The sequence below is a fragment of the Streptomyces sp. NPDC058457 genome (genome assembly GCF_042720695.1).
Lineage (GTDB): Bacteria > Actinomycetota > Actinomycetes > Streptomycetales > Streptomycetaceae > Streptomyces.
Map to the genome: position 1 here is coordinate 39,004 of NZ_JBHXLU010000030.1, position 23,564 is coordinate 62,567.

The 23,564-nt window shown below is 71.4% G+C and carries 21 protein-coding genes; 8 read left to right on the plus strand and 13 right to left on the minus strand.

Going from position 1 to position 23,564, the window contains the following annotated elements:
* Window positions 1-28: 28 nt before the first annotated feature.
* From ACFWPS_RS23775 to ACFWPS_RS23800, 6 genes are all read right to left on the minus strand, one after another.
* The gene (locus ACFWPS_RS23775) at window positions 29-691 is read right to left on the minus strand and encodes a TMEM175 family protein (RefSeq protein WP_383708153.1); all 663 of its coding nucleotides are present in this window, start codon (window positions 689-691) and stop codon (window positions 29-31) included.
* Between the two features lie 201 nt (window positions 692-892).
* Window positions 893-2,731, minus strand: coding sequence for a M1 family aminopeptidase (locus ACFWPS_RS23780; protein ID WP_383708154.1), 1,839 nt, complete (start codon window positions 2,729-2,731; stop codon window positions 893-895).
* Window positions 2,732-2,890: 159 nt separating this feature from the next.
* Window positions 2,891-3,496, minus strand: coding sequence for a hypothetical protein (locus tag ACFWPS_RS23785; RefSeq protein WP_383708155.1), 606 nt, complete (start codon window positions 3,494-3,496; stop codon window positions 2,891-2,893).
* Complete coding sequence (locus ACFWPS_RS23790) at window positions 3,493-5,202, minus strand: PHP domain-containing protein (protein ID WP_383708156.1); 1,710 nt, start codon at window positions 5,200-5,202, stop codon at window positions 3,493-3,495. Before ACFWPS_RS23790 ends, ACFWPS_RS23785 begins: the two co-directional genes overlap by 4 nt.
* Window positions 5,203-5,424: 222 nt before the next feature.
* On the minus strand, window positions 5,425-7,617 hold the full coding sequence (gene katG, locus ACFWPS_RS23795; RefSeq protein ID WP_383708157.1) for a catalase/peroxidase HPI: 2,193 nt from the start codon (window positions 7,615-7,617) through the stop codon (window positions 5,425-5,427).
* A 96-nt stretch (window positions 7,618-7,713) separates the two neighbouring features.
* A complete protein-coding gene (locus tag ACFWPS_RS23800; protein WP_383708158.1) occupies window positions 7,714-8,151 on the minus strand; it encodes a Fur family transcriptional regulator in 438 nt (145 codons plus the stop codon).
* Between the two features lie 208 nt (window positions 8,152-8,359).
* Here ACFWPS_RS23800 and ACFWPS_RS23805 point away from each other — a divergent pair, with 208 nt between their 5' ends.
* The 5 genes from ACFWPS_RS23805 (at window position 8,360) to ACFWPS_RS23825 (ending at window position 11,902) form a co-directional block, all read left to right on the plus strand.
* On the plus strand, window positions 8,360-8,734 hold the full coding sequence (locus ACFWPS_RS23805) for a sortase-dependent protein (protein WP_383708159.1): 375 nt from the start codon (window positions 8,360-8,362) through the stop codon (window positions 8,732-8,734).
* Window positions 8,731-9,381 carry a class F sortase gene (locus ACFWPS_RS23810; protein ID WP_383708160.1) on the plus strand — a complete coding sequence of 217 codons (651 nt, stop codon included), beginning with the start codon at window positions 8,731-8,733 and terminating at the stop codon, window positions 9,379-9,381. Before ACFWPS_RS23805 ends, ACFWPS_RS23810 begins: the two co-directional genes overlap by 4 nt.
* Window positions 9,382-9,470: 89 nt before the next feature.
* Window positions 9,471-9,962: an RNA polymerase sigma factor gene (locus tag ACFWPS_RS23815; RefSeq protein WP_217544929.1), complete on the plus strand. Its 492-nt coding sequence runs from the start codon at window positions 9,471-9,473 to the stop codon at window positions 9,960-9,962.
* A complete protein-coding gene (locus tag ACFWPS_RS23820; protein ID WP_383708161.1) occupies window positions 9,946-10,416 on the plus strand; it encodes a hypothetical protein in 471 nt (156 codons plus the stop codon). Before ACFWPS_RS23815 ends, ACFWPS_RS23820 begins: the two co-directional genes overlap by 17 nt.
* Before the next feature lie 355 nt (window positions 10,417-10,771).
* The gene (locus tag ACFWPS_RS23825; protein WP_383708162.1) at window positions 10,772-11,902 is read left to right on the plus strand and encodes an acyltransferase family protein; all 1,131 of its coding nucleotides are present in this window, start codon (window positions 10,772-10,774) and stop codon (window positions 11,900-11,902) included.
* Window positions 11,903-11,926: 24 nt separating this feature from the next.
* Here ACFWPS_RS23825 and ACFWPS_RS23830 read toward each other — a convergent pair whose 3' ends face one another.
* Together ACFWPS_RS23830 and ACFWPS_RS23835 are read right to left on the minus strand one after the other, a co-directional pair.
* Window positions 11,927-14,059 carry a discoidin domain-containing protein gene (locus tag ACFWPS_RS23830; protein WP_383708163.1) on the minus strand — a complete coding sequence of 711 codons (2,133 nt, stop codon included), beginning with the start codon at window positions 14,057-14,059 and terminating at the stop codon, window positions 11,927-11,929.
* A gap of 207 nt (window positions 14,060-14,266) precedes the next feature.
* Window positions 14,267-14,968, minus strand: coding sequence for an SDR family oxidoreductase (locus ACFWPS_RS23835; RefSeq protein WP_383708164.1), 702 nt, complete (start codon window positions 14,966-14,968; stop codon window positions 14,267-14,269).
* A 285-nt stretch (window positions 14,969-15,253) separates the two neighbouring features.
* Here ACFWPS_RS23835 and ACFWPS_RS23840 point away from each other — a divergent pair, with 285 nt between their 5' ends.
* Entirely contained in the window at window positions 15,254-16,174 is a 921-nt protein-coding gene (locus ACFWPS_RS23840) for an SGNH/GDSL hydrolase family protein (RefSeq protein ID WP_383708165.1), read from the plus strand.
* Between the two features lie 172 nt (window positions 16,175-16,346).
* Here ACFWPS_RS23840 and ACFWPS_RS23845 read toward each other — a convergent pair whose 3' ends face one another.
* Complete coding sequence (locus ACFWPS_RS23845; protein WP_383708166.1) at window positions 16,347-16,790, minus strand: Lrp/AsnC family transcriptional regulator; 444 nt, start codon at window positions 16,788-16,790, stop codon at window positions 16,347-16,349.
* Between the two features lie 123 nt (window positions 16,791-16,913).
* On the opposite strand from ACFWPS_RS23845, the gene ACFWPS_RS23850 reads away from it, so the two are divergent.
* Together ACFWPS_RS23850 and ACFWPS_RS23855 are read left to right on the plus strand one after the other, a co-directional pair.
* A complete protein-coding gene (locus ACFWPS_RS23850) occupies window positions 16,914-17,576 on the plus strand; it encodes an RBBP9/YdeN family alpha/beta hydrolase (RefSeq protein WP_383708167.1) in 663 nt (220 codons plus the stop codon).
* 10 nt (window positions 17,577-17,586) lie between these two features.
* Window positions 17,587-18,078, plus strand: coding sequence for a peptidylprolyl isomerase (locus ACFWPS_RS23855; RefSeq protein ID WP_383708168.1), 492 nt, complete (start codon window positions 17,587-17,589; stop codon window positions 18,076-18,078).
* Window positions 18,079-18,138: 60 nt separating this feature from the next.
* Here the strand turns inward: ACFWPS_RS23855 and ACFWPS_RS23860 are convergent, their stop codons facing one another.
* The 4 genes from ACFWPS_RS23860 to ACFWPS_RS23875 form a co-directional block, all read right to left on the minus strand.
* Window positions 18,139-19,152, minus strand: a complete 1,014-nt coding sequence (locus tag ACFWPS_RS23860) for an MASE1 domain-containing protein (RefSeq protein WP_383708169.1) — start codon at window positions 19,150-19,152, stop codon at window positions 18,139-18,141.
* 80 nt (window positions 19,153-19,232) lie between these two features.
* Complete coding sequence (locus ACFWPS_RS23865) at window positions 19,233-20,060, minus strand: PP2C family protein-serine/threonine phosphatase (RefSeq protein ID WP_383708170.1); 828 nt, start codon at window positions 20,058-20,060, stop codon at window positions 19,233-19,235.
* A 142-nt stretch (window positions 20,061-20,202) separates the two neighbouring features.
* Window positions 20,203-21,306, minus strand: a complete 1,104-nt coding sequence (locus tag ACFWPS_RS23870) for a GNAT family N-acetyltransferase (protein ID WP_383708171.1) — start codon at window positions 21,304-21,306, stop codon at window positions 20,203-20,205.
* Window positions 21,307-21,558: 252 nt separating this feature from the next.
* On the minus strand, window positions 21,559-23,370 hold the full coding sequence (locus ACFWPS_RS23875; RefSeq protein WP_383708172.1) for an FAD-binding dehydrogenase: 1,812 nt from the start codon (window positions 23,368-23,370) through the stop codon (window positions 21,559-21,561).
* Window positions 23,371-23,564 lie beyond the last annotated feature (194 nt).

Genomic DNA, 23,564 nt, shown 5'->3' on the forward strand with positions numbered 1-23,564 from the left:
CGCGGGCCGGGTCGACCTTCCGCTGCCCTCAGTTCCCCGGCTGTTCCCCGGCCGGTGCCGGTGCGGCCGGCGCGGGGGTGCGGTGGACGGCGCGGACCGGGATCACCAGCAACCACCAGTACTTGGCGAGGCCGGGAGACCAGAACGCCAGCGGGATCGCGGTGACGAAGACCAGGATGTGCAGGATGTTGCGGCGGACCGTCTTCCTCAGCTCCTCGGGGTCCGCGTCCGGGGCGGCCAGCGCGGGGGCGGCCAGCAGGCGCAGGTACATCGCGCAGAGGAATCCGAGGGACAGCGCGATCGCGCCCGAGTAGCACGCCGTGGCCGCCGCCGTCTGGCCGTACTCGCTCAGCAGCTTGGTCGGGAAGGGCAGTGCCGCGACGACCGCGAGCAGGGCGAAGTACAGGTAGAGCAGCGAGCGGTCGACGGTCGCGATCCGCCGGAACAGGGCGTGCTGGGTCAGCCAGAGGATGCCGATGACGACGAAGCTCAGCAGATACGCGCCGATCGCGGGCAGCAGTTCCCGCAGGGCGTGCGGGACCTCCGAGTCGTGCAGGCCCTCGGGGACGGTGATGTCGAGGGCGAGCAGGGTGATGGCGATGGCGAAGACGGCGTCGCCGAGCATCGACAGTCGTTCGGGGCTCACGACGATCTCGCTGCGACGCAGTACGAAGGGGCGGGAGTTGCTCATGTGAAGGACACCAGGTGCTCGTCGGCGTACGGACGACGCAAGAGGTACCACACGGCGGTGTCCGCACGGAGCGGGAGAGTTCGCGCGGTGCGCACACTTGCCCGTTGAGGAGATTCCCGGCCCCTTCCGGGCATCGACACGCGCGGGACGGCCCTGGCCTGCGGCCGTCCCGCGCCTGTCCGGCCCTGCGGGCCGGAGGTGTCAGCCGACGATTCGGTGAGTGGTCCAGAACGACGTCAGGTCGGTGCTGGTGGCCGCCTGGGCCGCCGCCTTGAACTCTGCGGTGGTCGAGACGCCGTACCAGTGCGCACTGGCGTAGCTCTTCAGGAGGTTGGTCATGGCGGTGTCGCCGATCAGGCGGCGCAGGTCGTGCAGGGCGCACTTGCCGTAGCCGTAGACGACGGTGGAGTAGCGGGAGGAGTGGGCGTCCCAGTACGCCATCGAGTTGGTGATGTTCTCCGCCGAGGAGGCCCAGGAGACGCTGTTCCAGCAGTTCGTACCGGTGCTGCCCAGCGCCAGGTCGGTGGCGTAGTCGGTGAACGCCTCGTCCAGCCAGGGGCTGTTGTACTCGTCGTCGCCGACGATGCCGTACCACCACTGGTGGCCGATCTCGTGGGTGAGCGCGGTGGTGCTGACGAGGTCGAGGACGAAGCCGGGGTACTCCATGCCGCCGAACCAGAAGTTGTTGTCGATGACCGCGTCCAGCTCGCCGTACGGGTAGGCCCCGAAGCGTCCGGCGTGCGCGTCCACGGCCGACTTGGCGGTGGTGAGCATCGACTGGGCGCTGGAGGAGCTGATGCCCGACACCGAGTAGATGTTGATCGGGACCCCGCCGGGTGAGGTGCCGGAGATCTTGGTGAACGGCCCGGCCGCCCAGGCGAAGTCACGGACCTTGGAGGCGGTGGCGGTGGTGACGGTACGGCCGCTGGAGCCCGGGGTGTCGGTGGACGTGCCCGTCGCCGGGACCAGGATGCTGGTGGGGTGGTCCAGGGTCACCTTGAAGTCGGCGGCCAGGGAGTAGAAGGACTCGCCGTTGTTGGTGTACGGGTCCAGGTGCCAGCCGGAGCCGTCCTGGACCGCGAGGACGGGCAGCGCGTTGCCGATCATGCTGAAGGAGCCGTCGTAGCCGAAGCGGTCGGCGCCGCTGGGGACGGTGATGCCCAGGTCGAAGCCGACCGTGGTGCTCTGGCCCTGGGCCAGCGGGGTCGGCAGGGCGATCTCCAGCGCGGTGCAGGCGACCGAGAGGGCGCCCGCGGTGCCGCCGGTGACGTTGCTGACGGTGATCGGCGGGGCCGAGCAGGTGCCGTGGTAGTTGTCCCACAGCCGGAGGTAGATCTCGCTGAGCGCGGTCGAGGAGGCGTTGGTGAAGGTCACGCTCTCGTGGCCGGTCCAGCCGGTGCCGGTGGAGTTGCTGGTCAGGCTGACGGTGTAGGACGGCGCGGCCGGGGTGCGGGTGCTGTCGCCCGGGGTGGTGGCGGCCGAGGTGTCGAGGGCGACGTCGTCCAGGACGAAGCTGGTCTGGAGGCTGGAGTCCTCGGTGCCGCTGAAGGCGACGGTCACGGTCTGCCCCGCGAACGCGGACACGTCGATCGACTTCTTCACGAACCCGGTGTTCTTGTCCAGGTTGGAGTAGGTCGCCAGCGTGGTGCTGCCGATCTTCGCCGTGAACTTGTCGTACGCCGTGGACGAGGTCGTCTCCGCGGTGTCGATGTGCAGCCAGAAGGTGAGCGTCGCGGCGCATCCGGAGGGGATGCTGACGCTCTGCGAGAGCGAGTCGGTGTGGGTGGAGCCGGTGCCGTCCAGCCAGGCGAAGCTGGAGCCGCCGTGGGCGGTCTGGCCGGAACGGCTGGTGATCACGCTGGTGGAGGACTGGGTCCAGGGTGAGGTGCCGCTCTCGAAGCCGCCGTTGGTGACCACCTGGGCGGGGGTGCAGGCCGCCTGCTCGGCGGCCGACGCCGTACTGCCGGGGAGCAGGGCCGCGGCGAGCGCCGCGATGACCGACGCGCTGGTGGCGAAGGCCTTGTGGGGGGTCGATCTCACACGAAACTCCTTTACGCCGGCCGGGATTCCGGCCTGCTCGGAGGCCGCCCGTCCGGCAGGGGTGCGCCGGAGGGCGGCCACAGGTCACGCGTTACGAAGGTGCGAGTTCGAAGCCTGACAGAGTTGACCGAGGCATGTCACTAAGGGGTTACCCTCGCGTCAGAGGTGGTCCGCGCAGCAGGGGGTGGGGTTGGGGACCTCGAAGGGGGCCAGCAGGCCGCCCGCCGCGGGGACCAGGGTGAGGGTGAGGACACCGTCGCGCCACTCCGGGCGTACGTGGTCCTGGGTCAGGACCTCTGCGGCGGGCGGGAGTTCGGCGGCGGGTGCGCCGAGTACCACCAGGTGCTCGATGGCGGTGTGGTCGAGCAGGTCCGCGACGGTGACGGTGCCGGTCAGCTGCGCCACGCCGGGGTAGGACACCGCCCGGCCGGAGGTGGGGGGCGCGGCGGCCGCCAGCCGGGCGGCGTCCACCGCGTCGTCCGGGCCGTGGGTGCGGCCGGCCAGGGCGAGGCCGGTGCCTTCCGGGAGCATGCCGGGCAGCTCCGGCCACACCGCGTCCACGTCCGCTTCCGGGACGGCCAGCGAGACCGTCGTACCCCGGCGTTCGCCGGTGCGGTACAGGTGGGTGCAGGCGAACACATCCTCGGTGAGCGCCAGTCGGCCGAGCACCCGGTGGATCAGGTGGTCGGCCTCGCGCAGGGTCGCCGTACCGGCGTCCACCCCGATGACGGGGTGAACGCCGGACGAGTGGTGCGGGGAGGTCATGCGGGCAGAACCCACATCGGGTTGGAGTAGAACCACAGGTCCTTCCACGGGTCGGCGTCGCCGAGGACGTCGATGGCCGGGCCGGCCGGGTCCACGGCGGCACCGTTGACGCCGACCGCGGAGCGGTTGCCGTCGGTGCCGCGCAGCCGGACGTAGACCGGCTTGTCGAGGCGGCCGAGGGAGTAGGTCAGCTTGACCGAGCCGGTCGCCTTGTTGACCTCGAAGGACTTCACGACCTTGGTGGCGGGCGTGGCGAACGTGTCCTTGTCGGAGACCGCGCCGGTGACATCGCCCTGGATGACGTCGACACGGGCCAGCGAGGGCACGAACTGCGCCCAGTTGGGGCCGCCCGCGAGGCTGATCTCGATGACGAGGTCGACCCTGCTGCCCTTGCGGACCTGGAGCACCCCGCCCAGGGTCACCGCGCGGGAGCCGGAGCCCAGCTGGGCGTTGAGGCCGCTGATCAGGCCGCCGTGGTCCACCCAGACCCGGCCCGCGCGGATGCCGTCCATGACCGACTTGTAGGAGAAGGAGGCGGCGCCGACATGGGTGCGGGAGTACTGGCCGGGCCAGAAGTCGGTGTCGGTGAGGCTGATGCCGGTGCCGTAGACCGGGTCGTTGTAGCGGCCGTTGGCGTTGAAGTCGCTGTTCGGGCCGCGTACCGCCGTGTCGGCGTAGACGTTGTGGGAGTCGGAGTTGGCGGTGATCCACCAGGGCTTGCCCTCGGCGAGCAGGCTGTCCCACAGGCCGCCGACGGTGGCGGTCATCCAGTCGAAGCCGCCCCAGGTGCGGTAGCTCTCCAGCGGGTAGCCGCCGAAGGAGTCGGCACTCGGGCTGTTGTCGTAGATGCCGCGGGCCGAGCCGGGGCCGTTCGGCTTGGGCAGGCCGCCCGCCTGGTGGCCGGGGGCGCCCTCGAAGCCGACGGCGATCGACGGCTGGGCGTCGCGCCAGGCGCGTATCTCGTGCGGGGAGTCGATGCCCTTGCGCGCCGGGTGGTTGGCGAGGAACAGCGCGTCCTTGACCTTGCGGCTCTGCACCTGCTCGGCGAGGAAGTTGAGGCCGGAGATGGCCAGCGCCTCGTTGGCGGGGGTGCTCGCGGAGGCGCCCTTCACCGAGCCGTCGAAGGAGTTCTCGAACTCCTTGAGGACGGCGACCTCGTTCTTGCCGGGGTGGACGAAGACCGTGCCGTGCTCGGCGGCCGGGATGTTCCACTCCAGGCCCTGGAAGACCAGCGTGTCGTCGATCTGGTCACGGGCGGCGACGATGTCCGGGTTGACCTTCTCGACACCGATCTTGGCGTGGGTCTCGCTGCCGTGGTCGGTGATGACCATCCAGTCCAGGCCGTGCGCGTTGGCCTGCCGGACGTGGTCGATGACCCGGTACTTGGCGTCGGAGCTGTGCTGGGTGTGGATGTGGTGGTCGCCGGCCAGCCACAGGTAGCCGCCGGAACGGCCGCTCTGGGAGTGGGCCGAGGAGACCGCGGCGGCGGCCTGACCGGCCCCGCCGAGGACGCTGCCGGCCGCGAGGCCGGCGCCCAGCAGGCCGGTGCGGCGCAGCATCGAGCGGCGGGAGAGCTGACCGGGCGTCAGCTCCGCGTCGGGGACGGACAGGTCGAGGGCGGGCGGCAGCGACGACGCGGCGTCGCCGTCCCCGTGGTGGTGATGGTGGTGAGGGTGACCGTGGTCGTGGCTGTGACCGTGGCTCATGTGCGGAACTCCCGTGGGCGGCCGGTACGGGGGGACTCAGGACGTGCAGAGTCTGCGAAGGTCGCGTGAACAACGGGAGTCGAGGTCATGGTGGGGTAAAGAACGCATCATGTGCAGCGCACTACGCCCTTGCCCCGGTGGGGAGTTGCCCAAGGGGCCGTAAAGACGGCAGTGCCCGGGCCGACTCGCGGGGAGCCGGCCCGGGCATCAGGTGCCGGGAGGTCAGACCAGGTCGAAGCGGTCCGCGTCGGCGACCTTCGTCCAGGCGGCGACGAAGTCCTTCACGAACTTCTGCCTGGCGTCGTCGCTCGCGTAGACCTCGGCGACGGCGCGCAGCTCGGAGTTGGAGCCGAAGACCAGGTCGGCACGGGTGCCGGTCCACTTGACCGCGCCGGTGGCCAGGTCACGGCCCTCGAAGGTGGTCTGGTCCTCGGAGGTCGACTTCCACTCCGTGCCGTAGTCGAGCAGGTTGACGAAGAAGTCGTTCGTCAGCACGCCCGGGGTCTCGGTCAGGACACCGTGCTTCGAGCCGCCCTGGTTGGCGCCGAGGACGCGCAGACCGCCGACGAGGACGGTCAGCTCGGGGGCGCTCAGGCCGAGCAGGTTGGCGCGGTCGAGGAGCAGGTACTCGGCGCGCAGGCGGTTGCCCTTGCCGAGGTAGTTGCGGAAGCCGTCCGAGGTCGGCTCCAGGGCCGCGAAGGACTCGGCGTCCGTGTGCTCGTCGGTCGCGTCGACCCGGCCCGGGGTGAAGGGCACCTCGATGTCGACGCCGCCGTCCTTGGCGGCCTTCTCCACGGCGGCGGCACCGCCGAGGACGATCAGGTCGGCCAGGGAGACCTTCTTGGCGCCGGTGTTGAAGTCCCGCTGGACGCCCTCCAGGACGCGCAGGACCTGGGCGAGCTCGTCGGGGTCGTTGGCCTCCCAGCCGCGCTGCGGCTCCAGGCGGATGCGGGCACCGTTGGCGCCGCCGCGCTTGTCGCTGCCGCGGAACGTCGAGGCCGACGCCCAGGCGGTGGAGACCAGCTGGGAGACCGTCAGGCCGGAGTCGAGGAGCTTGGCCTTGAGGGCCGTGACGTCGGCGGCGTCGACGGCCTCGCCCTCGGCCTGCGGCAGCGGGTCCTGCCACAGCAGGGTCTCCTCCGGTACCTCCGGGCCGAGGTACAGGGACTTCGGGCCCATGTCACGGTGGGTCAGCTTGTACCAGGCGCGGGCGAAGGCGTCCGCGAACTGGTCGGGGTTCTCGTGGAAGCGGCGCGAGATCGGCTCGTAGATCGGGTCGAGGCGCAGCGACAGGTCGGTGGTGAGCATGGTGGGCAGGCGCTTCTTCGACGGGTCGTGCGCGTCGGGGATGATCGCCTCGGCGTCCTTGGCCACCCACTGCTTGGCGCCGGCCGGGGACTCGCTCAGCTCCCACTCGTAGCCGAAGAGGATGCTGAAGAAGTCGTTGCTCCACTGGGTGGGCTTGGTGGTCCAGGTGACCTCCAGACCGCTGGTGATCGCGTCGCCGCCCTTGCCGGTGCCGTAGGTGCTCTTCCAGCCCAGGCCCTGCTGCTCGATCGGCGCGCCCTCGGGGTCGGCGCCCACGCTCTCGGCGGGGCCGGCGCCGTGGGTCTTGCCGAAGGTGTGGCCACCGGCGATCAGCGCGACGGTCTCCTCGTCGTTCATCGCCATCCGGCGGAACGTCTCACGGATGTCGCGGGCCGCGGCGATCGGGTCCGGGTTGCCGTTGGGGCCCTCCGGGTTGACGTAGATCAGGCCCATCTGGACGGCGCCGAGCGGGTTCTCCAGGTCACGGTCGCCGGTGTAGCGCCGGTCGTCGAGCCAGATCTTCTCGGGACCCCAGTAGACGTCCTCCTCCGGCTCCCAGACGTCCTCGCGGCCGCCGCCGAAGCCGAAGGTCGTGAAGCCCATCGACTCCAGGGCCACGTTGCCGGTGAGGATCATCAGGTCGGCCCAGGAGATGGCCTGGCCGTACTTCTTCTTGACCGGCCACAGCAGACGGCGCGCCTTGTCGAGGTTGCCGTTGTCCGGCCAGCTGTTGAGCGGGGCGAAGCGCTGCTGGCCGGCGCCGGCGCCGCCGCGGCCGTCGGAGACGCGGTAGGTGCCCGCGCTGTGCCAGGCCATCCGGATCATCAGCGGGCCGTAGTTGCCGAAGTCGGCCGGCCACCAGTCCTGCGAGGTGGTGAGGACCTCCGCGATGTCACGTTTCACGGCCGCGAGGTCGAGGTTCTGGAACGCCTCGGCGTAGTCGAAACCCTCGTCGAGCGGGTTCGCGACGGCGGGGTTCTTGGCAAGGATCTTCAGGTTGAGCCCGTCGGGCCACCACTGGCGGTTGCCGCCGCCCTGGGTGGGGTGCGGTGCGCGGTCGTGCGCGACCGGGCACTGGCCCGCGGCGTTCTCCTGGGTCTCAGACATGGGGGAAATCCTTCCGGAATGGGCGGATCGACGTACTCAGGAACTACTGCACGTACTCGGGAACTACAGGACGTACTCAGGAAATACAGGACGTACTCAGGAAATACTGACGGTGGAACAGGCGGGGCACAGGCCCCAGTAGATGACCTCGGCCTCGTCGATCGCGAAGCCGTGGTCCTCCGAAGCGGTCAGGCACGGAGCGTCGCCGACCGCACAGTCGACGTCGGCGACGACACCGCACGACCGGCACAGGACGTGGTGGTGGTTGTCGCCGACGCGTCCCTCGAACCGGGCCGGGCTGCCGGCCGGTTCGATGCGGCGTATGAGTCCTGCCGTGGTGAGCGCGTGCAGCGCGTCGTACACGGCTTGAAGTGATATGTGGCCTACGCGCTCACGGACGCCCGAGGCGATCGCCTCGACGTCGAGGTGGTCGCCGTGGCGGACGGTCTCCAGCAGCGCGACGCGGGCGGCCGTCACCCGCAGGCCGGCGCCACGCAGCTCAGCGGCGGTCGTCGGGGGCTGGGATGCGGTCATGGCGCCAACCTATCGCCTTAAACACGAGTGGTTCAAGAAAACAAACCACTCAAGTCTGGTGGCGAACCGGACAACACCCACCCCACTCGCCACCGCCGCTCGACTTTGCCATTCCTTTACAACCTGTCCGGGTGCCGGGTCGTCTCTCCGCTCGATCCGTAACTCAGCCCGCCCCGACCACGACGGGCCGACGAAAGAGAGCGTCCTCATGCGCCGAACTGTCCTGAGCGCCACGGCACTCGCCTGCACCGCCGTCCTGGCGGGCACCGTGCCCGCGTTCGCCGACGGCACCACCCCGAGCCCGGTCCCCACCGTGGCGCCGTCCGCCGCCCCCTCGGCGGAACCGTCCGCCGTCCCGTCCGAGGCGCCGTCCGCCGTGCCCAGCCGGACCGCGGCCCCCGCGCCGACGCGGGACTCGCACCAGGTCGCGGCGGTGCCGCAGGGTGCGCCCGACACCGGTGTGACGGAGCCGTCCTCGGACTCCGGCGCCGAGGGCGCGCTGATCGGCGGAGGTGCGGCGGCCCTGATCGCCGCGGGCGGGACGGTCTTCGCCGTCCGCCGCCGCCGGGCGACCGGGGCATGACCCCGCTCTCCAGGCGCGCCTTCGTCACCGCCGCGACGGCTTCGCTGCTGGCGGGCTGCGCGGGCCGGGCCCCGGACCGGACGGCACCGGCCGCCCACCGGCGGGTGGCGTCCTCGCCGTCCACGTCGGCGTCCTCGTCCGTGTCCTCGTCCGGGTCCGCCACGCCCGCCGCGCTCGGGCGTTCCGTGCCGGTCCGGCTGCGCATCCCGGCGATCGGGGTGGACACCCCGCTGCTGCGGCTGGGCCTCGCGGCCGACGGCACGGTGCAGGTGCCGCCGGTCACGGCGCACGACCGTGCGGGCTGGTACCGCCACTCCCCCACCCCGGGACAGACCGGCCCGTCGGTGATCCTCGGCCATGTCACGGTCGGCGCCTACGGGGACGGCGTGTTCCGCCGGCTGGCCGGGCTGCGCCGGGGCGAGCAGGCCGTGGTGCGCCTGGAGAACGGCAGGTCCGCGGTGTTCACCGTCGACGAGGTGCGTACGGTCGCCAAGGCCGCGTTCCCGACCGAGGACGTGTACGGGGACGTGGACCGGCCTGAGCTGCGGCTGATCACCTGCGGCGGACCGCGCGGCGGCGACGGCTACCTCGACAACGTCATCGTCTTCGCCACGCTGACCGGCACGACGACCGGCACGAAACCCTGACCCGCCGGAACGGGTGCGGGACCGGTGGAACGTACGCCGCCGGTCCCGCATCCTCCCCGACGAGCGAGCCCCATCGACCCTGGAGAACGTTGAAACGGTCCCGTGACACGGCGGCCTCCGAGCTCTTCGCCGCCCTGTACCCGCGCCTGGCCGGCTGGTGCCGCCGTCTGGTCGACGACGACGAGACGGCGCACGAGATCGCCTCGGAGGCCTTCACCCGGCTGTGGGCCCGGTGGACGTCGGTGGAGGAGCCGCGCGGTTTCCTCTACGTCACCGCGGCCAACCTCGTCCGGGACCACTGGCGCAAGCTGGAGCGCGAGCGCCGTGCGGTGCGCCGCGCCGGCTCGGAGGCCGCGACACGGCCGCACACCGAGCAGGCGGATCCCTCGGTACGGCTGCTGGTGCAGTCGCTGCCCGAGCGGCTGCGGGTGCCGATCCTGCTGCACTACTACGCTGACATGCCGATCCGGGAGGTGTCCGAGCTGACCGGGCGCAAGGAAGGAACCGTCAAGGCCGATCTGCACGCGGCCCGAGAACTGCTCCGCGGCCATCTGAGGAGAAGCCTTGACCACACGCTTTGACGACGAGCCCGAGTTCGACGGCCCCGACGACCCGCTGGCCGTCATCCTCCGTCCGCCGACCGCGCACCTCGGTCCGCCGCCGGGCCGCTACGAGGAGATCCGCCGGGCCGCAGGCCGCCGGAGGCTCGTCCGCACGGCGGCCGGAGCCGGGGTGACCTGCGCCGTCGCCGCCTGCATCGCCCTGTCACTGCATCTGGCGGCCCCCGCGGCGCCGACTACTCCACAGCTGCCCCTCGCACCGCCGGCCGTCAGCCCCACCGCCCCGCACCACCCCTCGGGATCCCCTGCACCGGTCACGCCCCGTCCGAGCCCGAGTGTCGCGCCCACACGACGGAAGACCACCCAGGCTCCCACCCGGGAATCGTCGGCGGCCCCGTCCGCGACCCCGTCGGCGGTACGGGACATCCCGTCCGAGGACCGGCCCAGCGCCGTCGCCACGGCGACCGCCCGCTGAGCGCTCCGCGGGTAGTGCCGCGTCATGTCGTCGATCGTCCGCGGCGCCGTCGTGGCCGGTCGCGCAGTTCCCCGCGCCCCTGCGAGGCGCTGCCCGACCCGCTGACGGCGTCAACGCGGCGGCGGCCGGTGTCATCCGTCCGTGCCCCCGTCTTCCGGCGCACCGCCCGCGTCCCAAAGGCGCGGGTCAAGACGCCACTCCGGCGCATGTGGAGCCCGGCGGGGGCCGCGGCCCGGATGGCGGAGGCCGCGCCTCGGCGTTGGTGTGATGTTTCGTACGAGGCCGGAATGAAAGCTGTGGAACGGGCAACGCTCCGTTTCATGCTCCACGCGCGAACCCTCCGGCAGGTGACTCGATGACGACGGCGACCAAGGCCCCTCCGACCGCTCCGACCGCTCCGACCGCCGCGCCACCCGCCCGCACCCTGCCGTCCGCCCCCGCCCCTTCGCTGCCCTCCCTGACCGGACTGAGATGGATGGCCGCCGTGCTGGTCTTCGGGCTGCACGTGCACAACTTCCGCTATTTCGGCGGTACCGGCGGCCGCATCGTGACCTGGGGGTTCGAGGCCGGTGCCTCGGGGGTGTCGTTCTTCTTCGTCCTCTCCGGGTTCGTCCTGATGTGGTCCGCGCGGCCGGGCGACCGGGCAACGCGCTTCTGGTGGCGGCGGATCGCCCGCGTCTACCCGGTGCACCTGGTCACCGTCGCCGTCGCGCTGGTCATGGTGTGCACGCTGCCCCGCCAGCCGAGGCCGACCCTGCTGCAGGGCCTGGCCGACGTCTTCCTGGTGCACTCCTGGTGGCGCCCGTGGTGGCAGACGCTGGACCCGGTCAGCTGGTCGCTGGCCTGCGAGGCGTTCTTCTACGCCGCGTTCCCGCTGCTGGCGCTGGTGCTGCGCCGGCTGGGCGGACGGGGCGCCACGGCGCTGGCCGCGCTGTCCGTGCTGACGGTGCTGGCGCTGGCCTGGACGGACGCGCACCACTGGTGGACGCAGCCGATCAGTTCCTTCCCTGCCGCCCGGCTGCCGGAGTTCGTACTGGGCGCGGCCACCGCACGTCTGGTGCTGCTCGGCCGGTGGCGCGGTCCGGGGCTTGAGGCCTCGCTGGCGCTGGCGGTCATCGGCTACTTCCTGGTCCCGCAGGTCACCGCCGAGTACGCGGCGACCGCCTGCACCATCACGGGCTTCGCGCTGCTCATCCCGGCGGCGGCCCTCGCCGACCTGCACGGCCTGCCGTCGCTGTGGCGGCGTCGGCGGCTGGTCCGGCTCGGCGAACTGTCGTTCGCGTTCTACATGGTCCATCTGCTGGTGCTGCGGGCGGGCACCCATCTGCTCGGCACCCGCCCGCGTTTCGACCTGCTCACCGGGGCGGCCGTCGCCGCCGTCGCGTTCACCGTGTCGCTGGGCCTGTCCTGGCTCCTGTACGAAGGCGTGGAACGGCCCGCGCGACAGCTGCTGCTACGGCGTACGGCACGGCGACGGACGGCCTAGCCGGATCTGGCCGGACCTGACCGGCTACGGGAACTGCGTCACCTTGGACGGGGTCGTACTGGTCCCCGAGGTCGGTGATCCGGTGGTGTTGACGACGTGGGCGTACTGGCCCATGCCGCCGAGGGAGATCACCAGCAGGTCGTGCATCTTGATCCCCGAACCGGTCGGCACCTGGAAGCCGTTCGACTGCACGATCGTCGGATCGGCCGTGTAGTTGCAGTAGCTGCCCAGGCCCCACGCCTCGTGGGTGGTCACGGTGTCGGCGACCTTGTAGGCCGCGTAGCCGACGACGCCGTCGTGGGTGATGGCGGCGGCGTTCGGGGCGTCGTACGCCTTCTCGTTCTGGAAGAAGATCGTGCGGCCGCGTTCGCCGTTCCAGTAGACGTCGTACTTGTTGAAGTGCTCGACGAACAGGCCGGTGGCGAGGACGTCGTTGCCGTTGACTCTGAGGCCGTAGTCGGCGCGGTTGGTCGTCCAGCCGACTCCGCTGCCGTGGTCGGCGCGCCAGAGCCAGGTGTGGTCGATGATCACGTTGTTGCTGTTGACGACCACGGAGTTGGTGGCGAGGCCGGGTCCGGCGCCGCCGATGCGGACGAACACGTCCTGCATGGACGTGGGGTTCGCGGAGTGGTCGGCGGTGGAGCCGGGGTCGCCGATCCGCAACAGGGTGTCGGAGTTGACGGTGCCCGCGTCGATGAGGAACCCGGCGAGCTTGACGCCGTCGACGTCGGCGACGTGCATGGCGTCGACGCCGTTGTCCGGGACCAGGGTGGCGAGGCCCAGGCCGAGGACCACGGTGTTGGCGCGGGTGACATTGATGGTCTGGTCGAGGTGGTAGATGCCCGGGGTGAAGAGGAGGTTGAGGCCCTGGGCGAGGGCCTGGTTGATGGTGGCGGCCGTGGCGCCGGGCTTGACGACGTAGAACTGGTCCAGCGGGATCGAGGTGCCCGCGTTCGCCGGCCAGGAGACGCCCCGGGCGTTGGTGCGCTTGGCCGGGACGAAGACCTTGTAGGCGCTGCCGTCCAGGTAGAGGAACGGCTTCTCCCGCGAGACGGGGGTGGTGTCCAGCGTGGTGTACGGGCCGCTGTCGAAGTTGGTCGCGGGTGCGCCCTCGACTCCGGAGAAGGTCATGTTCCACACGCCGTTGGTCCAGCCGCCGACCGAGCTGTCGCGGGTGTACCACTGCTGCTGGGAGTACGGGCCGACGGTGCCGTCGATCTTGGAGTCGGCGATGTAGCCGCCGGAGGCCCAGCCGTAGCCGTTCGGGGCGAGGTTGAGGCCGCCCTTGACGTGGATCCGACGGAAGGGGGCCGCCTGAGCCACGGCCCAGCGGTCGGTGCCGTTGGACGGCGTGATGGCGAAGTTCTCCGCCGAGCGCCAGAAGTTCTGGGTGGCGTTGCCGTTGAACCAGCCGGCGTCGACCGTGACGTCACCGTTGATCTGGGTGTCGTCGGGGTTGAGGCCGAGGCCCGAGATCGAGGTGTAGAAGCCGATCTGGGCGTTGATGCCGTTGTAGGTGCCCGGCTTGAGCAGGAACTGGTAGCGGCCGGTGCCGAACTGCGCCGACTCCTGCTGGGCGAAGACGGAGTCGAACGTCGCCTGGAGGTTCGGCGTGGACGGGTCGACGACGATCACGTTGGGGCCGAGGTCGCCGCCGCCCTGCACCGGGGGCGTGCCGGTGGTGGTGCCGTAGACCTGGAACTCCCAGAGCGAGTAGCCCCACTGGGTGGCGCGGTGCACGCCCAGCATCCGGACGTAGCGGCCCTGGCCGGAGACGGACAGGGTGTCGGTGCCGCCGTCGCCGCCGGTCACGGACTGGAGGTCGGTCCAGTTGCTGCCGTCCGAGGAGATCTGGACCTTGTAGTCCTTGCCGTAGGCGGTCTCCCAGTTGAGGACCACCTGGCTGACCTGGGCAGTGGCGCCGAGGTCGACCTGGAGCCACTGGTCGTCGGTGAAGGCGGACGACCAGCGGGTGCCGGTGTTGCCGTCCACCGCGTTCCCGGCGGCGGTCCCGGCGTTCTCCTCCGAGGAGGCGGTGGCGGTCCTGCCCTGGGACAACGGTGTGTCGGCGGCCTGCGCCGCCGGCGCGTGCGCGACGGGGAGGGCCAGCAGCGCTGCCATTGCAGCGAGCGCTACGCCCAAGGATCTCAGTCTCATCAGCGGCTCCCTGAGGTGGGCAGGGGGCACGTCCAACCGACGCACCCCACTGCTTAGTTCAGGATTTGATTTAAGTGGTGAGGCAACCGGGCGACAACCCTTCGGAAGCGGATTTCTCAACGACCGGCCTCGAACCTCCGCCGAACGGGCCGCCCACCCGGAGACCGGGACGGAGGGGAGCGGCGCCGTTCGGATGCGGAGTTCACGTCACCGGGCGAGCTGCTGGTACATGGCGGCGAGGTCGCCCGACAGGGCGCCCTTGGCCCAGCGGGTGAGGTCGTCGCCGAGCACCTCCCACGCGTCCGACTCGATGCCGTCGAGGGCGGCCGCCGCGATGTCCTCGGGCTTCGCCTTGGGGCCGTCGGCGTGGGCCGCCATGTCGGTGTCGACATAGCCCATGTGCAGGCCGGTGACGCCGATGCCGCGCGGCTGGAGCGCCAGGCGCAGGCTGTTGGTCTGCGACCACAGCGCCGACTTGGAGGCACTGTAGGCGCCGCCCTCGGCGACCCAGGACAGGACCGAGTGCACGTTCAGGATGTGGCCGCCACCGTTGCGCTCGATGACCGGCACGAAGGCGCGGGCGAGCAGCAGCGGGCCGTAGAAGTTGGTCTCGAACTCGCTGCGGATGTCGTCCAGCGAGGAGGTCAGGAAGCGGGTTCCGGAGGCGACCCCGGCGTTGTTGACCAGGATGGTGACGTCCTGGGCCTGCTCCGCGACCGCGGCCACGGAGGCGGGGTCGGTCACCTCCAGAGCCAGCGCCACGGCGTCGGGGTGGGTGACGGTGCGCGGGTCGCGGGCGGTGGCGTAGACCTTGCCGGCGCCGCGCGCGTACAGCTCCTCCACCAGCGCCTTTCCGACGCCTCGGCTGCCGCCGGTGACGAGGACGACGGAGTCTTTGATCGCGGTCATGACACTCACGCTCCAGGCATGCGAAGAGATGGAAAACCGATCGGTTTCCATCGGGTCCCGCCCATCGTAAACCGATCGGTTTCCAGCTTCAATCGCGGAGGGGGCCAGGCGGGCGCGGGCAGGACCGGATGCCCTTACGGGCAGGGCGGGTTACTCGATCCAGTTCCTTGCGTCCGACCTCTGGCTACGGACTCCTACCGGGCGGTATACAGACCCCCGACACACGCGTGCGGGCCGCCCGTCGGGACCGGTTCCGTGCGCGTCCTGGTTCCTGGGGGGATCTCCATGGCGTACGGCATCCCGTCCGACGGTTCGGCGAGACGGCACCGGCGGAAGGCCACCGTGGCGGCGGCGCTGGGCGGCTGCGCCCTGGTGGCCGCGTCCACGACACCGGCCGCGGCGCACGGCGGCGGCTCCGGCCCCGGCCACGACCGCGGCACCAGCTATGTGGCGCTCGGCGACTCCTACACCTCGGGCCCGGTCATCCCGACACAGGTCGACGCGAACTGCGCCCGCTCCGACCACAACTACCCCTCGCTGGTGGCGGCGGCCCGGCACGTGAGCGCGTTCAAGGACGTGAGCTGTTCCGGTGCGACGACCGCGGAGATGTGGAAGGCACAGGGCACCAACGGGCCCCAGCTGGACGCCGTGCAGCGGGACACCGATCTGGTGACGCTCCAGATCGGCGGCAACGACGTGGGCTTCAGCTCCATCATCGGCACCTGCGTGGCCCTCAGCTCCAAGGACCTGACGGGCAATCCCTGCCAGCAGTACTACAACGCGTCCGGCACCGATCAGCTGACGGTCGACATCGCGCAGACCGCGCCCAAGGTCGACAAGGTGCTGCGGGCGATCCGCGCCCGCGCCCCGCACGCCCGGATCCTGGTCGTCGGCTACCCCGACCTGCTGCCCGACGACGGCAGCGGCTGCTATCCGACGGTCCCGTTCGCCGCCAAGGACTTCCCCTACCTCCGGGACACCGGGAAGCGGCTGAACCTCATGCTGCGCATGGTCGCCGCCTGGAACGGCGCCCGGTACGTGGACACCTACGGCCCGACCGTCGGCCACGACATGTGCAAGGCCCCCGCCGACCGCTGGATCGAACCCCTCCAGCCGACCTCCCCGGCCGCCCCGGCCCACCCCAACGCCAAGGGCGAGGCGGCGATGGCCCAGGCCGTGCTGGAGCGGCTGGAGCGGCGCCACTGAGCGCTCCGCCGGAAGAGCCGCGCTGTGCCGTCGGTCGGCTGCGGCGCCGTCGTGGCTGGTCGCTCCCCCAAGGTCTCGGCTTCGCTCGAACCGGGGGGACCCCCATCGCGGCGGTAGCCGCATACCGGATACGGCCCCGCGCCCCTTCAGGGCGCTGTCGAACCGGCCCCGCTCAGGGGTTCGCGGGCAGCGGCTTGGGCGGGTAGCCGCGCAGGACGAGGGACGTGGTGACCGGGCCGTGCCGGGCCAGGGAGTCCACGATCTCCTCGAGGCGTTCGGCGTGGGTGCAGTGCACGTCGAAGAGCAGGCAGTCCTCGCCGGTCACCCGGAGCGTCGAGACGACCTCCGGGGTCCGGGCGGCGAGGGCGAGCGCCATCGGCAGCCGCGCGTGGGTGGTGCGCAGCCGGACCACGGCGTGGATGTTGAGCCCGAGCGCGGCGGGGGCGACTACGGCCCGGTAGCCGGTGATGACACCGTTCTTCTCCAGCCGCTGGATCCGGGCGCCCGCGGCCGGCTGGGAGAGTCCGACACGCCGTCCGACCTCGGCTCCGGTGAGCCGGCCCTCGGTCTGGAGCAGCTCCAGGATGGCCCGGTCGATGTCGTCGAGTGATTCCATCGTCCTCGTCCCCGCTTTCCTCTGGATCACTTGCCGGGCCGCGCCGCCGCCACTGGTCCGTCCAGAATCGCCCGCAGGACGGACCCGGCAGGCGCCGGGGCACGACGGAAAGGGCGGTCGGCGGTGGTCGCGTACGTCATCATCCCCGGGATCGACGGGTCGGACGACAGGCACTGGCAGAGCCGGTGGGAGCAGGCCTGGGGCGACGCGGCGGTGCGGATCGCCCCGGCGTCGTGGACCCGGCCCGAGCTGCGGGACTGGGTGGCCGCGGTGCAGGCCGCCTACGACGTCGCCGCCGCGCGGACGGGCCGGGTGGACGGCGCAGTGGACGGCGAGGGGGACGGCGGGGCGGACGGCCGGGTGGCGCTGGTGGCGCTGGTGGCGCACAGCCTCGGCTGCTGGGCGGCGACCGAGTGGCTGGCGCGGGCGCGGCCCCGGGGGGTCCCGGCGTTCCTGGCCGCTCCGCCCGATCCTCGGGGACCGGCGTTCCCGGCCACGGCCGCGCCGACGTTCCGGGAGCTGTCCGCCCGTCCGCTGCCCGGTCCCGCCCTGGTGGTGGCGAGCGAGGACGACCCCTACGCCGATGCCACGGCCTCCGCCGCGCTGGCAGCGGACTGGCGGGCGCCGTGGCGCTCCGTCGGCGCGCACGGGCACCTCAACTCCGCGAGCGGGCTCGGTGACTGGCCCGTCGGCCAAGAGCTCCTGCACACCCTGGCGGGCCCCTGCGCGGCCTCCCGTCGCCCCGACACCCCGGGCTGTGCGGCCCCGTGGGACGGTTCGCGATAGGTTGACCTGCATGAGCGACAACGTTTATTTCGACATCTCGATCAACAACGAGCCGGCCGGCCGGATCGTGTTCAGCCTGTTCGACGACGTGGTGCCCGACACGGCCCGCAACTTCCGCGAGCTCGCCACCGGGCAGCACGGTTTCGGGTTCGCCGGTTCCGGCTTCCACCGGATCATCCCGCAGTTCATGCTCCAGGGCGGTGACTTCACCCGCGGCGACGGCACCGGCGGCAAGAGCATCTACGGCGAGAAGTTCAAGGACGAGAACTTCAACCTCAAGCACGACCGTCCGTACCTGCTGAGCATGGCCAACGCGGGCCGGAACACCAACGGCTCGCAGTTCTTCGTCACCACCGTCGTGACGTCCTGGCTGGACGGCAAGCACGTGGTCTTCGGTGAGGTCGTCGAGGGCCAGGACATCGTCGACAAGATCGAGAGCTACGGCTCCCAGAGCGGTAGCCCCAAGGCCAAGGTCCAGATCACGGCGAGCGGCACCGTCTGAGCACAGACCGGCATTTTTCCACGGGGGACCGGGCTGCTCGCCCGGTCCCCCGGGCGTCGGTCACCGGGTGCCGCGCTCGCCCCGCGGTTCCGCCGCCTCCGGCGGGGCGCGCCCGGCCGGGGAGTCGTGCGCGGTGAGGTGTTCCAGGACCTCGGCCAGTTCCTGGCAGGCCTCCTCGACGGAGAGCCGCGTGTTGTGCTGTTCGGTGATGACGGCCGACAGCAGCAGTGCGGTCAGGGTCATCGACCCGTTGAACAGCTGCAGCTTCAGCATCACCTCGACAGGGGACAGCCGGGCGAACGCGCCGACGCCGTCCGTCGCGGCGACCGTCGCCAGCACCGACGTGAACAGGACGCACAGCATGCTTCCCGCCAGCCGGAACCGCAGCGCGGCCCAGATCAGCAGCGGGTAGACGAGGAACAGCGCGCTCAGCGAGCTGTGCGTGGCCACCGGGACCAGGACCGCTGCGACGGCCGCGAGGGCCAGGACCTCCTTCCAGCGGGCCAGGGACGGCGGACGGCGGGTTTCGAACAGCACCAGCAGGACCGGGGTGACGATCAGGACTCCCATCGCGTCGCCCACCCACCACGCCAGCCAGATCGGCCAGAAGTGGGTCGTGTCGAGCTTGCCGGCCAGGATGAGCGTGGCCACGTCGATGCTGGAGCTGATCGCCATGGCGGCGAAGGCTCCGAGGAACACCAGGGCGAGGCCGTCCCGCAGCCGGCTCAGTCCGGTGCGGAAGCCGACCCGGCGCAGCATCAGGTACGCGCATACCGGTCCGGCCGTGTTGCCGACGAGGATGCCCACGGCGTCGGGCCCGGGCGTGCCGAGCGACAGCACGAGGAGGAAGGCGCCGAGCGTGATGCCCGGCCAGCAGCCCAGCCCGAAGACCAGCAGACAGGCCAGCGCCACGCCGGTCGGCGGATAGATGGGGGTGAAGACGGCGCCCTCGACGGTGAGCCGGCACAGCAGGCCGAGCCGTCCTGCCGCGAAGTAGCAGGTGGCGACGGCCAGCGTCCGGAGAGCGAGGACGGCCGGCCGGCGCAGCTCCTGGTTACCCACCACACCAGCCATCAGACACCGCGGCGGCCGGGTCGGCGAGGCGGGCGCCGCCTGCGGCTCGCGTGCAGGGGCCGGTGCCGGTGCCCCGGGGGCTACGGCGTGGTGTCCAGGCCGTCGTGGCCCATGACCAGGACGGCCGCGTCGTCCTCGTGGCCCACGCGTTCCGCGCCCTTGATCACGGCGGCGGCCAGGGACTGTGCCTCGAGGCCGGCGACGGCGGCGACACCGGCGAGCCGTACCACCTGGTCGAGTCCCTCCTCGATGGGCATCGACGGCCCCTCCACCACCCCGTCCGTGAGCAGCACGACCATGCCACCGGTGGTGAGCCGGTACCGGGACACCGGGTAGTCGGTGCCGGGCTCGATGCCCATCGGCGGTCCGCCCTCGTCCTCCCCGAGCCCGGACTTTCCGTCGGCGGTGGCCCAGACGAACGGGACGTGGCCGGCCCGGGCGCTCTCCAGCACCCCGGTCTCCGGGTCGAGCCGCATGAAGGTGCAGGTCGCGAAGAGGTCGCTGCCCAGCGACACCAGCAGGTCGTTGGTGCGGGCGAGCAGCTCGCCCGGCTCGCCGGTCACCATGGCGAGCGCCCGCAGGGCCACCCGCACCTGGCCCATGAAGGCGGCCGCCTCGATGTTGTGTCCCTGGACGTCGCCGATGGACAGGCCGATGTGCCCGTCCGGCAGTGTGAAGGCGTCGTACCAGTCGCCGCCCACGTTGAGCCCGTAGCAGGCGGGCGCGTACCGGACGGCCAGATGGAAGCGGGGGGTGTCGGGCAGGTCCCGGGGCAGCATGCCGCGCTGCAGGGCGATGGCCAGCTCCACCTGCGAACGCTGGTACTCGGCCCGCTCGCGTGCCTGGGCGGTGAGCGACCTGAGTCTGGCCAGCAGCTCGTCGTCGTCCGTTGAGCGCTTGCGGGGCATGGTTCACTCCGGCCGAGGTCCATCCTTACCAGGGCAAACCCCTAGGTTTTAACCTTTACAGGATCATAGTGCGAACGGCGGGCGAGCGGTCGGCCGCGGCGGCGACGGCCGGGTGCGGCCGGCCGTCGCCGGGCGGGCCGGCTCACCCCTTGTGCGGGCCGTCCGTGCGGCGGGGCGCGCGCAGTGTGCCGACCGTCTTGAGCAGCCGGTCCGCCGGGTCGCGCAGCCGGGGATGGGCGAGGACGGTGTTGCGCAGCCCGCGGACCGGCCGGCGCCACAGGCGGTGGGCCGCGGCCACCGGGTGGGTGCGGGTGGCGAACCCCTCGCCCACGCGCAGTTCGCGGGTCTTGAGCCAGTCCTTGTACTCCTTGTCGCCGCGCCCCAGGTCGACGAGGGTGATCCCAGCCCGCGCGGCGGCCTCGGCGGTGCGCAGATGCATCATCAGCCCCGGCGAGTAGTAGTGCAGTTCGGGGTCGTAGGCGGTGAACCAGGCGGCGAGTACGGTGCCCGAGCGCGGCCCGAAGTGGGCGGCCACCGGCCGGTCGCCGGCGTAGAGCACGGACAGCACGCCGGTGAAGTGTTCCTCGCGGACGTGGAAGAGGTGGTCCACGAGGTCGACGATCCAGGGGCGCGCGAAGCGGTCCATGCGTCCGGTCCGCCGGTACTGGGCGGACTTCCAGCGCATCAGCGTGCGCAGGGCCGCGGGGTCGCGCTCGTCGAACTCGAAGCGCAGGTCGCCGATGTCGCGGCCGAGGCGCCGTTCCTTCTTCAGTGTGGTCTTCGCCAGGCCCGGGTAGGTGGCACGCAGCCACTCGGGGTAGCCGGCGTCGCCGGGCTTCACGTCGATCACCGGTGAGGCGAAGGTGCCGGTGACGTGTGGGGCGAAAGGTCTCTGCTCGGCCACCAGGTGGTCGAACTCGAAGATGGACATCCCGCAGGCGCTCAGCAGTTCCTGGGCGTCCCAGCCGACTCCGGGCCGGTGCACCAGCGCCTGGCAGTCGGAGAGGCCGAGGCCGACGGCCCGGCCGACACCGAGGGCGTTGCGCTCGTACGGGAGGAAGCCGACGGGTTCCCCGCCCTCGCGCAGGACCGCCACCCGCACGCCGGGGCGGTGTTTACCGACGCCGATCGTGAACTCCGGGGCCAGAAAAGGGTTGGCGTACTCCGGCGACTCGTCCATCGCGCGGTGCCAGGCCCGGCAGAGCGACTGGGTCAGCTCGCCGGGTCTGTGGATCGTGATGTCCACCTCAGATCAACCGCCCTTCGGCTGACGAGGTGTGTGACGCATGACTGCACTGGCCTCTGGATCGCATGGGCGACCGCTCCCCCCATAACGCGTATTCCGCGTTCTGCCGTTTCTACGAACAGCTCCTGTTCCCCGCTGTACACCTTCCGGAGGTGTCGCTCAAACGTCGCGAAACAGTACGCACGCTGTCAAGGGTGCCACTGTCACGGCGGGTTCGGGGTGGGGTGACTCGGACTTTCCCGGCCCTTTCCGTCAGGTCGCCGTCGCCGCGGCCGCCGCGCGGCCCGCCTGCCGGCCGGAGAAGAGGCAGCCGCCGAGGAAGGTGCCCTCCAGCGAGCGGTAGCCGTGCACCCCGCCGCCGCCGAAGCCGGCGACCTCACCGGCGGCGTACAGACCGGGCACCGGCGAGCCGCTGCTGTTCAGGGCGCGTCCGGCGAGGTCGGTCTGGAGGCCGCCGAGGGTCTTGCGGGTGAGGATGTTCAGCCGGACGGCGATCAGCGGCCCGGCGCTGGAGTCCAGGATCCGGTGGATCGAGGCCGTCCGGCTGAGGGAGTCGCCGATGTAGCTGAGGGCGTTGCGAATGCCCTGGACCTGGACGTCCTTGGTGTACGGGTTGTCGATCTCGCGGTCGCGGGCCTCGATCTGCCGTCTGAGGTCGGCGAGGTCGATGAGGTTGTCGCCGGTCAGCTTGTTCATGCCGGTGACCAGATCGGTGAGGTTGTCGGCGACCACGAAGTCGACGCCGTTGTTCTTGAACTTCTCGATGGGTTCCGGGGTCTGCCAGATCCGGGAGAGCAGCTGCCAGACGTTCTTGTTGGTGAGGTCGGGGTTCTGCTCGGAGCCGGAGAGCGCGAACTCCTTGGCGATGATCTTCTGGGTGGTGACGAACCAGGAGTGGTCGTAGCCGGAGGCGGTGATCGACCCGAGGGTGTTCAGGGTGTCGTAGCCGGGGATGTCGGGGGTGCCGAAGCGGCGGCCCTTGGCGTCGAACCACATCGAGGACGGGCCGGGCAGGATGCGGATGCCGTGGTTCGGCCAGATCGGCGCGTAGTTGCGCAGGCCCTCGGTGTAGTGCCACATCCGGTCGGGGTTGACGATCCGGCCGCCCGCCTGGGCGGTGATGCCGAGCATCCTGCCGTCCACGTGCGCGGGGACGCCGGTGACCATGAACTTCGGCGGGGTGCCGAGCCGGGCCGGCCAGTTCTGCCGTACGAGGTCGTGGTTGGCGCCGATGCCGCCCGAGGTGACCACCACGACCGGGGCCCGCAGCTCGAAGTCGCCGACGACGGTACGGCTGCTGGCGGTGCCGCGGGCCGCGCTGCTGGGCTCCAGGACAGCGCCCCGCACTCCGGTCACGGCCCCGCCCGTGGTCACCAGCTCGTCGACCCGGTACCGGAACTTGAAGGTCACCTTCCCGGCGGCGACCGCCGCGCGGACCTTCTTCTCGAACGGCTCGACGACGGCCGGACCGGTTCCCCAGGTCACGTGGAAGCGGGGCACGGAGTTGCCGTGGCCGTCGGCCAGGCCGCCGCCGCGCTCGGCCCAGCCCACGATCGGGAACCACTGCACGCCCAGCCCGGAGAGCCAGGACCGCTTCTCCCCTGAGGCGAAGTCCACGTACGACTCGGCCCACTTGTAGGCCCAGTAGTCCTGGCCGGTCGGGTCGTCGACACCCCGGTCGAAGCCCGCCGTGCCGAGCCAGTCCTGCCAGGCGAGGTCGTGCGAGTCCTTGACGCCCATCAGCCGCTGTTCGTCGGAGTCGACGAAGAACAGCCCGCCGAAGGACCAGAACGCCTGGCCGCCGAGGCTCGCCTCCGGCTCCTGGTCGAGCAGCAGCACCTTGCGGCCGGCGGCGGCGAGTTCGGCCGTAGCGACCAGACCGGCGAGGCCGTGGCCGACGACGATCGCGTCCGCGTCCTGCGCCTCGGCGGCGAACGCCCCGGCCTGGCCGAGGGTCATACCGGCGAGCGCGCCGCCGGCCACCGTCAGCACCTGACGGCGGGTGAACCGCGAGGGCTGCTCGGCGCCCTCGATCGCGCCGGTGCCTGCGCTGGGATTCTCCATGGGGGGGGTGCCTTCCGTACGGATGCGGGCGGTGCGGGAGACATGACTGGGACTGCCGGGACGGCAGGGTGTTACCGACGGTAGCCCAAGGTGGGAGCGGCGACCAGAGTCGTGCGCGACCGGATCGCGGCCGAACTGCCGGACAGACGGCCCGAGTTGGGAAGGAGCCACCCATGCCGGCATGCGCCGCGTCG

Excerpts from the sequence above, each read along its gene's own strand:
- ACFWPS_RS23775 (WP_383708153.1), bottom strand. The coding sequence starts at position 691 with ATGAGCAACTCCCGCCCCTTCGTACTGCGTCGCAGCGAGATCGTCGTG.
- ACFWPS_RS23785 (WP_383708155.1), bottom strand. The coding sequence starts at position 3,496 with ATGACCTCCCCGCACCACTCGTCCGGCGTTCACCCCGTCATCGGGGTG.
- ACFWPS_RS23790 (WP_383708156.1), bottom strand. The coding sequence starts at position 5,202 with ATGAGCCACGGTCACAGCCACGACCACGGTCACCCTCACCACCATCAC.
- katG (WP_383708157.1), bottom strand. The coding sequence starts at position 7,617 with ATGTCTGAGACCCAGGAGAACGCCGCGGGCCAGTGCCCGGTCGCGCAC.
- ACFWPS_RS23800 (WP_383708158.1), bottom strand. The coding sequence starts at position 8,151 with ATGACCGCATCCCAGCCCCCGACGACCGCCGCTGAGCTGCGTGGCGCC.
- ACFWPS_RS23805 (WP_383708159.1), top strand. The coding sequence starts at position 8,360 with ATGCGCCGAACTGTCCTGAGCGCCACGGCACTCGCCTGCACCGCCGTC.
- ACFWPS_RS23810 (WP_383708160.1), top strand. The coding sequence starts at position 8,731 with ATGACCCCGCTCTCCAGGCGCGCCTTCGTCACCGCCGCGACGGCTTCG.
- ACFWPS_RS23825 (WP_383708162.1), top strand. The coding sequence starts at position 10,772 with ATGACGACGGCGACCAAGGCCCCTCCGACCGCTCCGACCGCTCCGACC.
- ACFWPS_RS23830 (WP_383708163.1), bottom strand. The coding sequence starts at position 14,059 with ATGAGACTGAGATCCTTGGGCGTAGCGCTCGCTGCAATGGCAGCGCTG.
- ACFWPS_RS23835 (WP_383708164.1), bottom strand. The coding sequence starts at position 14,968 with ATGACCGCGATCAAAGACTCCGTCGTCCTCGTCACCGGCGGCAGCCGA.
- ACFWPS_RS23840 (WP_383708165.1), top strand. The coding sequence starts at position 15,254 with ATGGCGTACGGCATCCCGTCCGACGGTTCGGCGAGACGGCACCGGCGG.
- ACFWPS_RS23845 (WP_383708166.1), bottom strand. The coding sequence starts at position 16,790 with ATGGAATCACTCGACGACATCGACCGGGCCATCCTGGAGCTGCTCCAG.
- ACFWPS_RS23855 (WP_383708168.1), top strand. The coding sequence starts at position 17,587 with ATGAGCGACAACGTTTATTTCGACATCTCGATCAACAACGAGCCGGCC.
- ACFWPS_RS23860 (WP_383708169.1), bottom strand. The coding sequence starts at position 19,152 with ATGGCTGGTGTGGTGGGTAACCAGGAGCTGCGCCGGCCGGCCGTCCTC.
- ACFWPS_RS23865 (WP_383708170.1), bottom strand. The coding sequence starts at position 20,060 with ATGCCCCGCAAGCGCTCAACGGACGACGACGAGCTGCTGGCCAGACTC.
- ACFWPS_RS23875 (WP_383708172.1), bottom strand. The coding sequence starts at position 23,370 with ATGGAGAATCCCAGCGCAGGCACCGGCGCGATCGAGGGCGCCGAGCAG.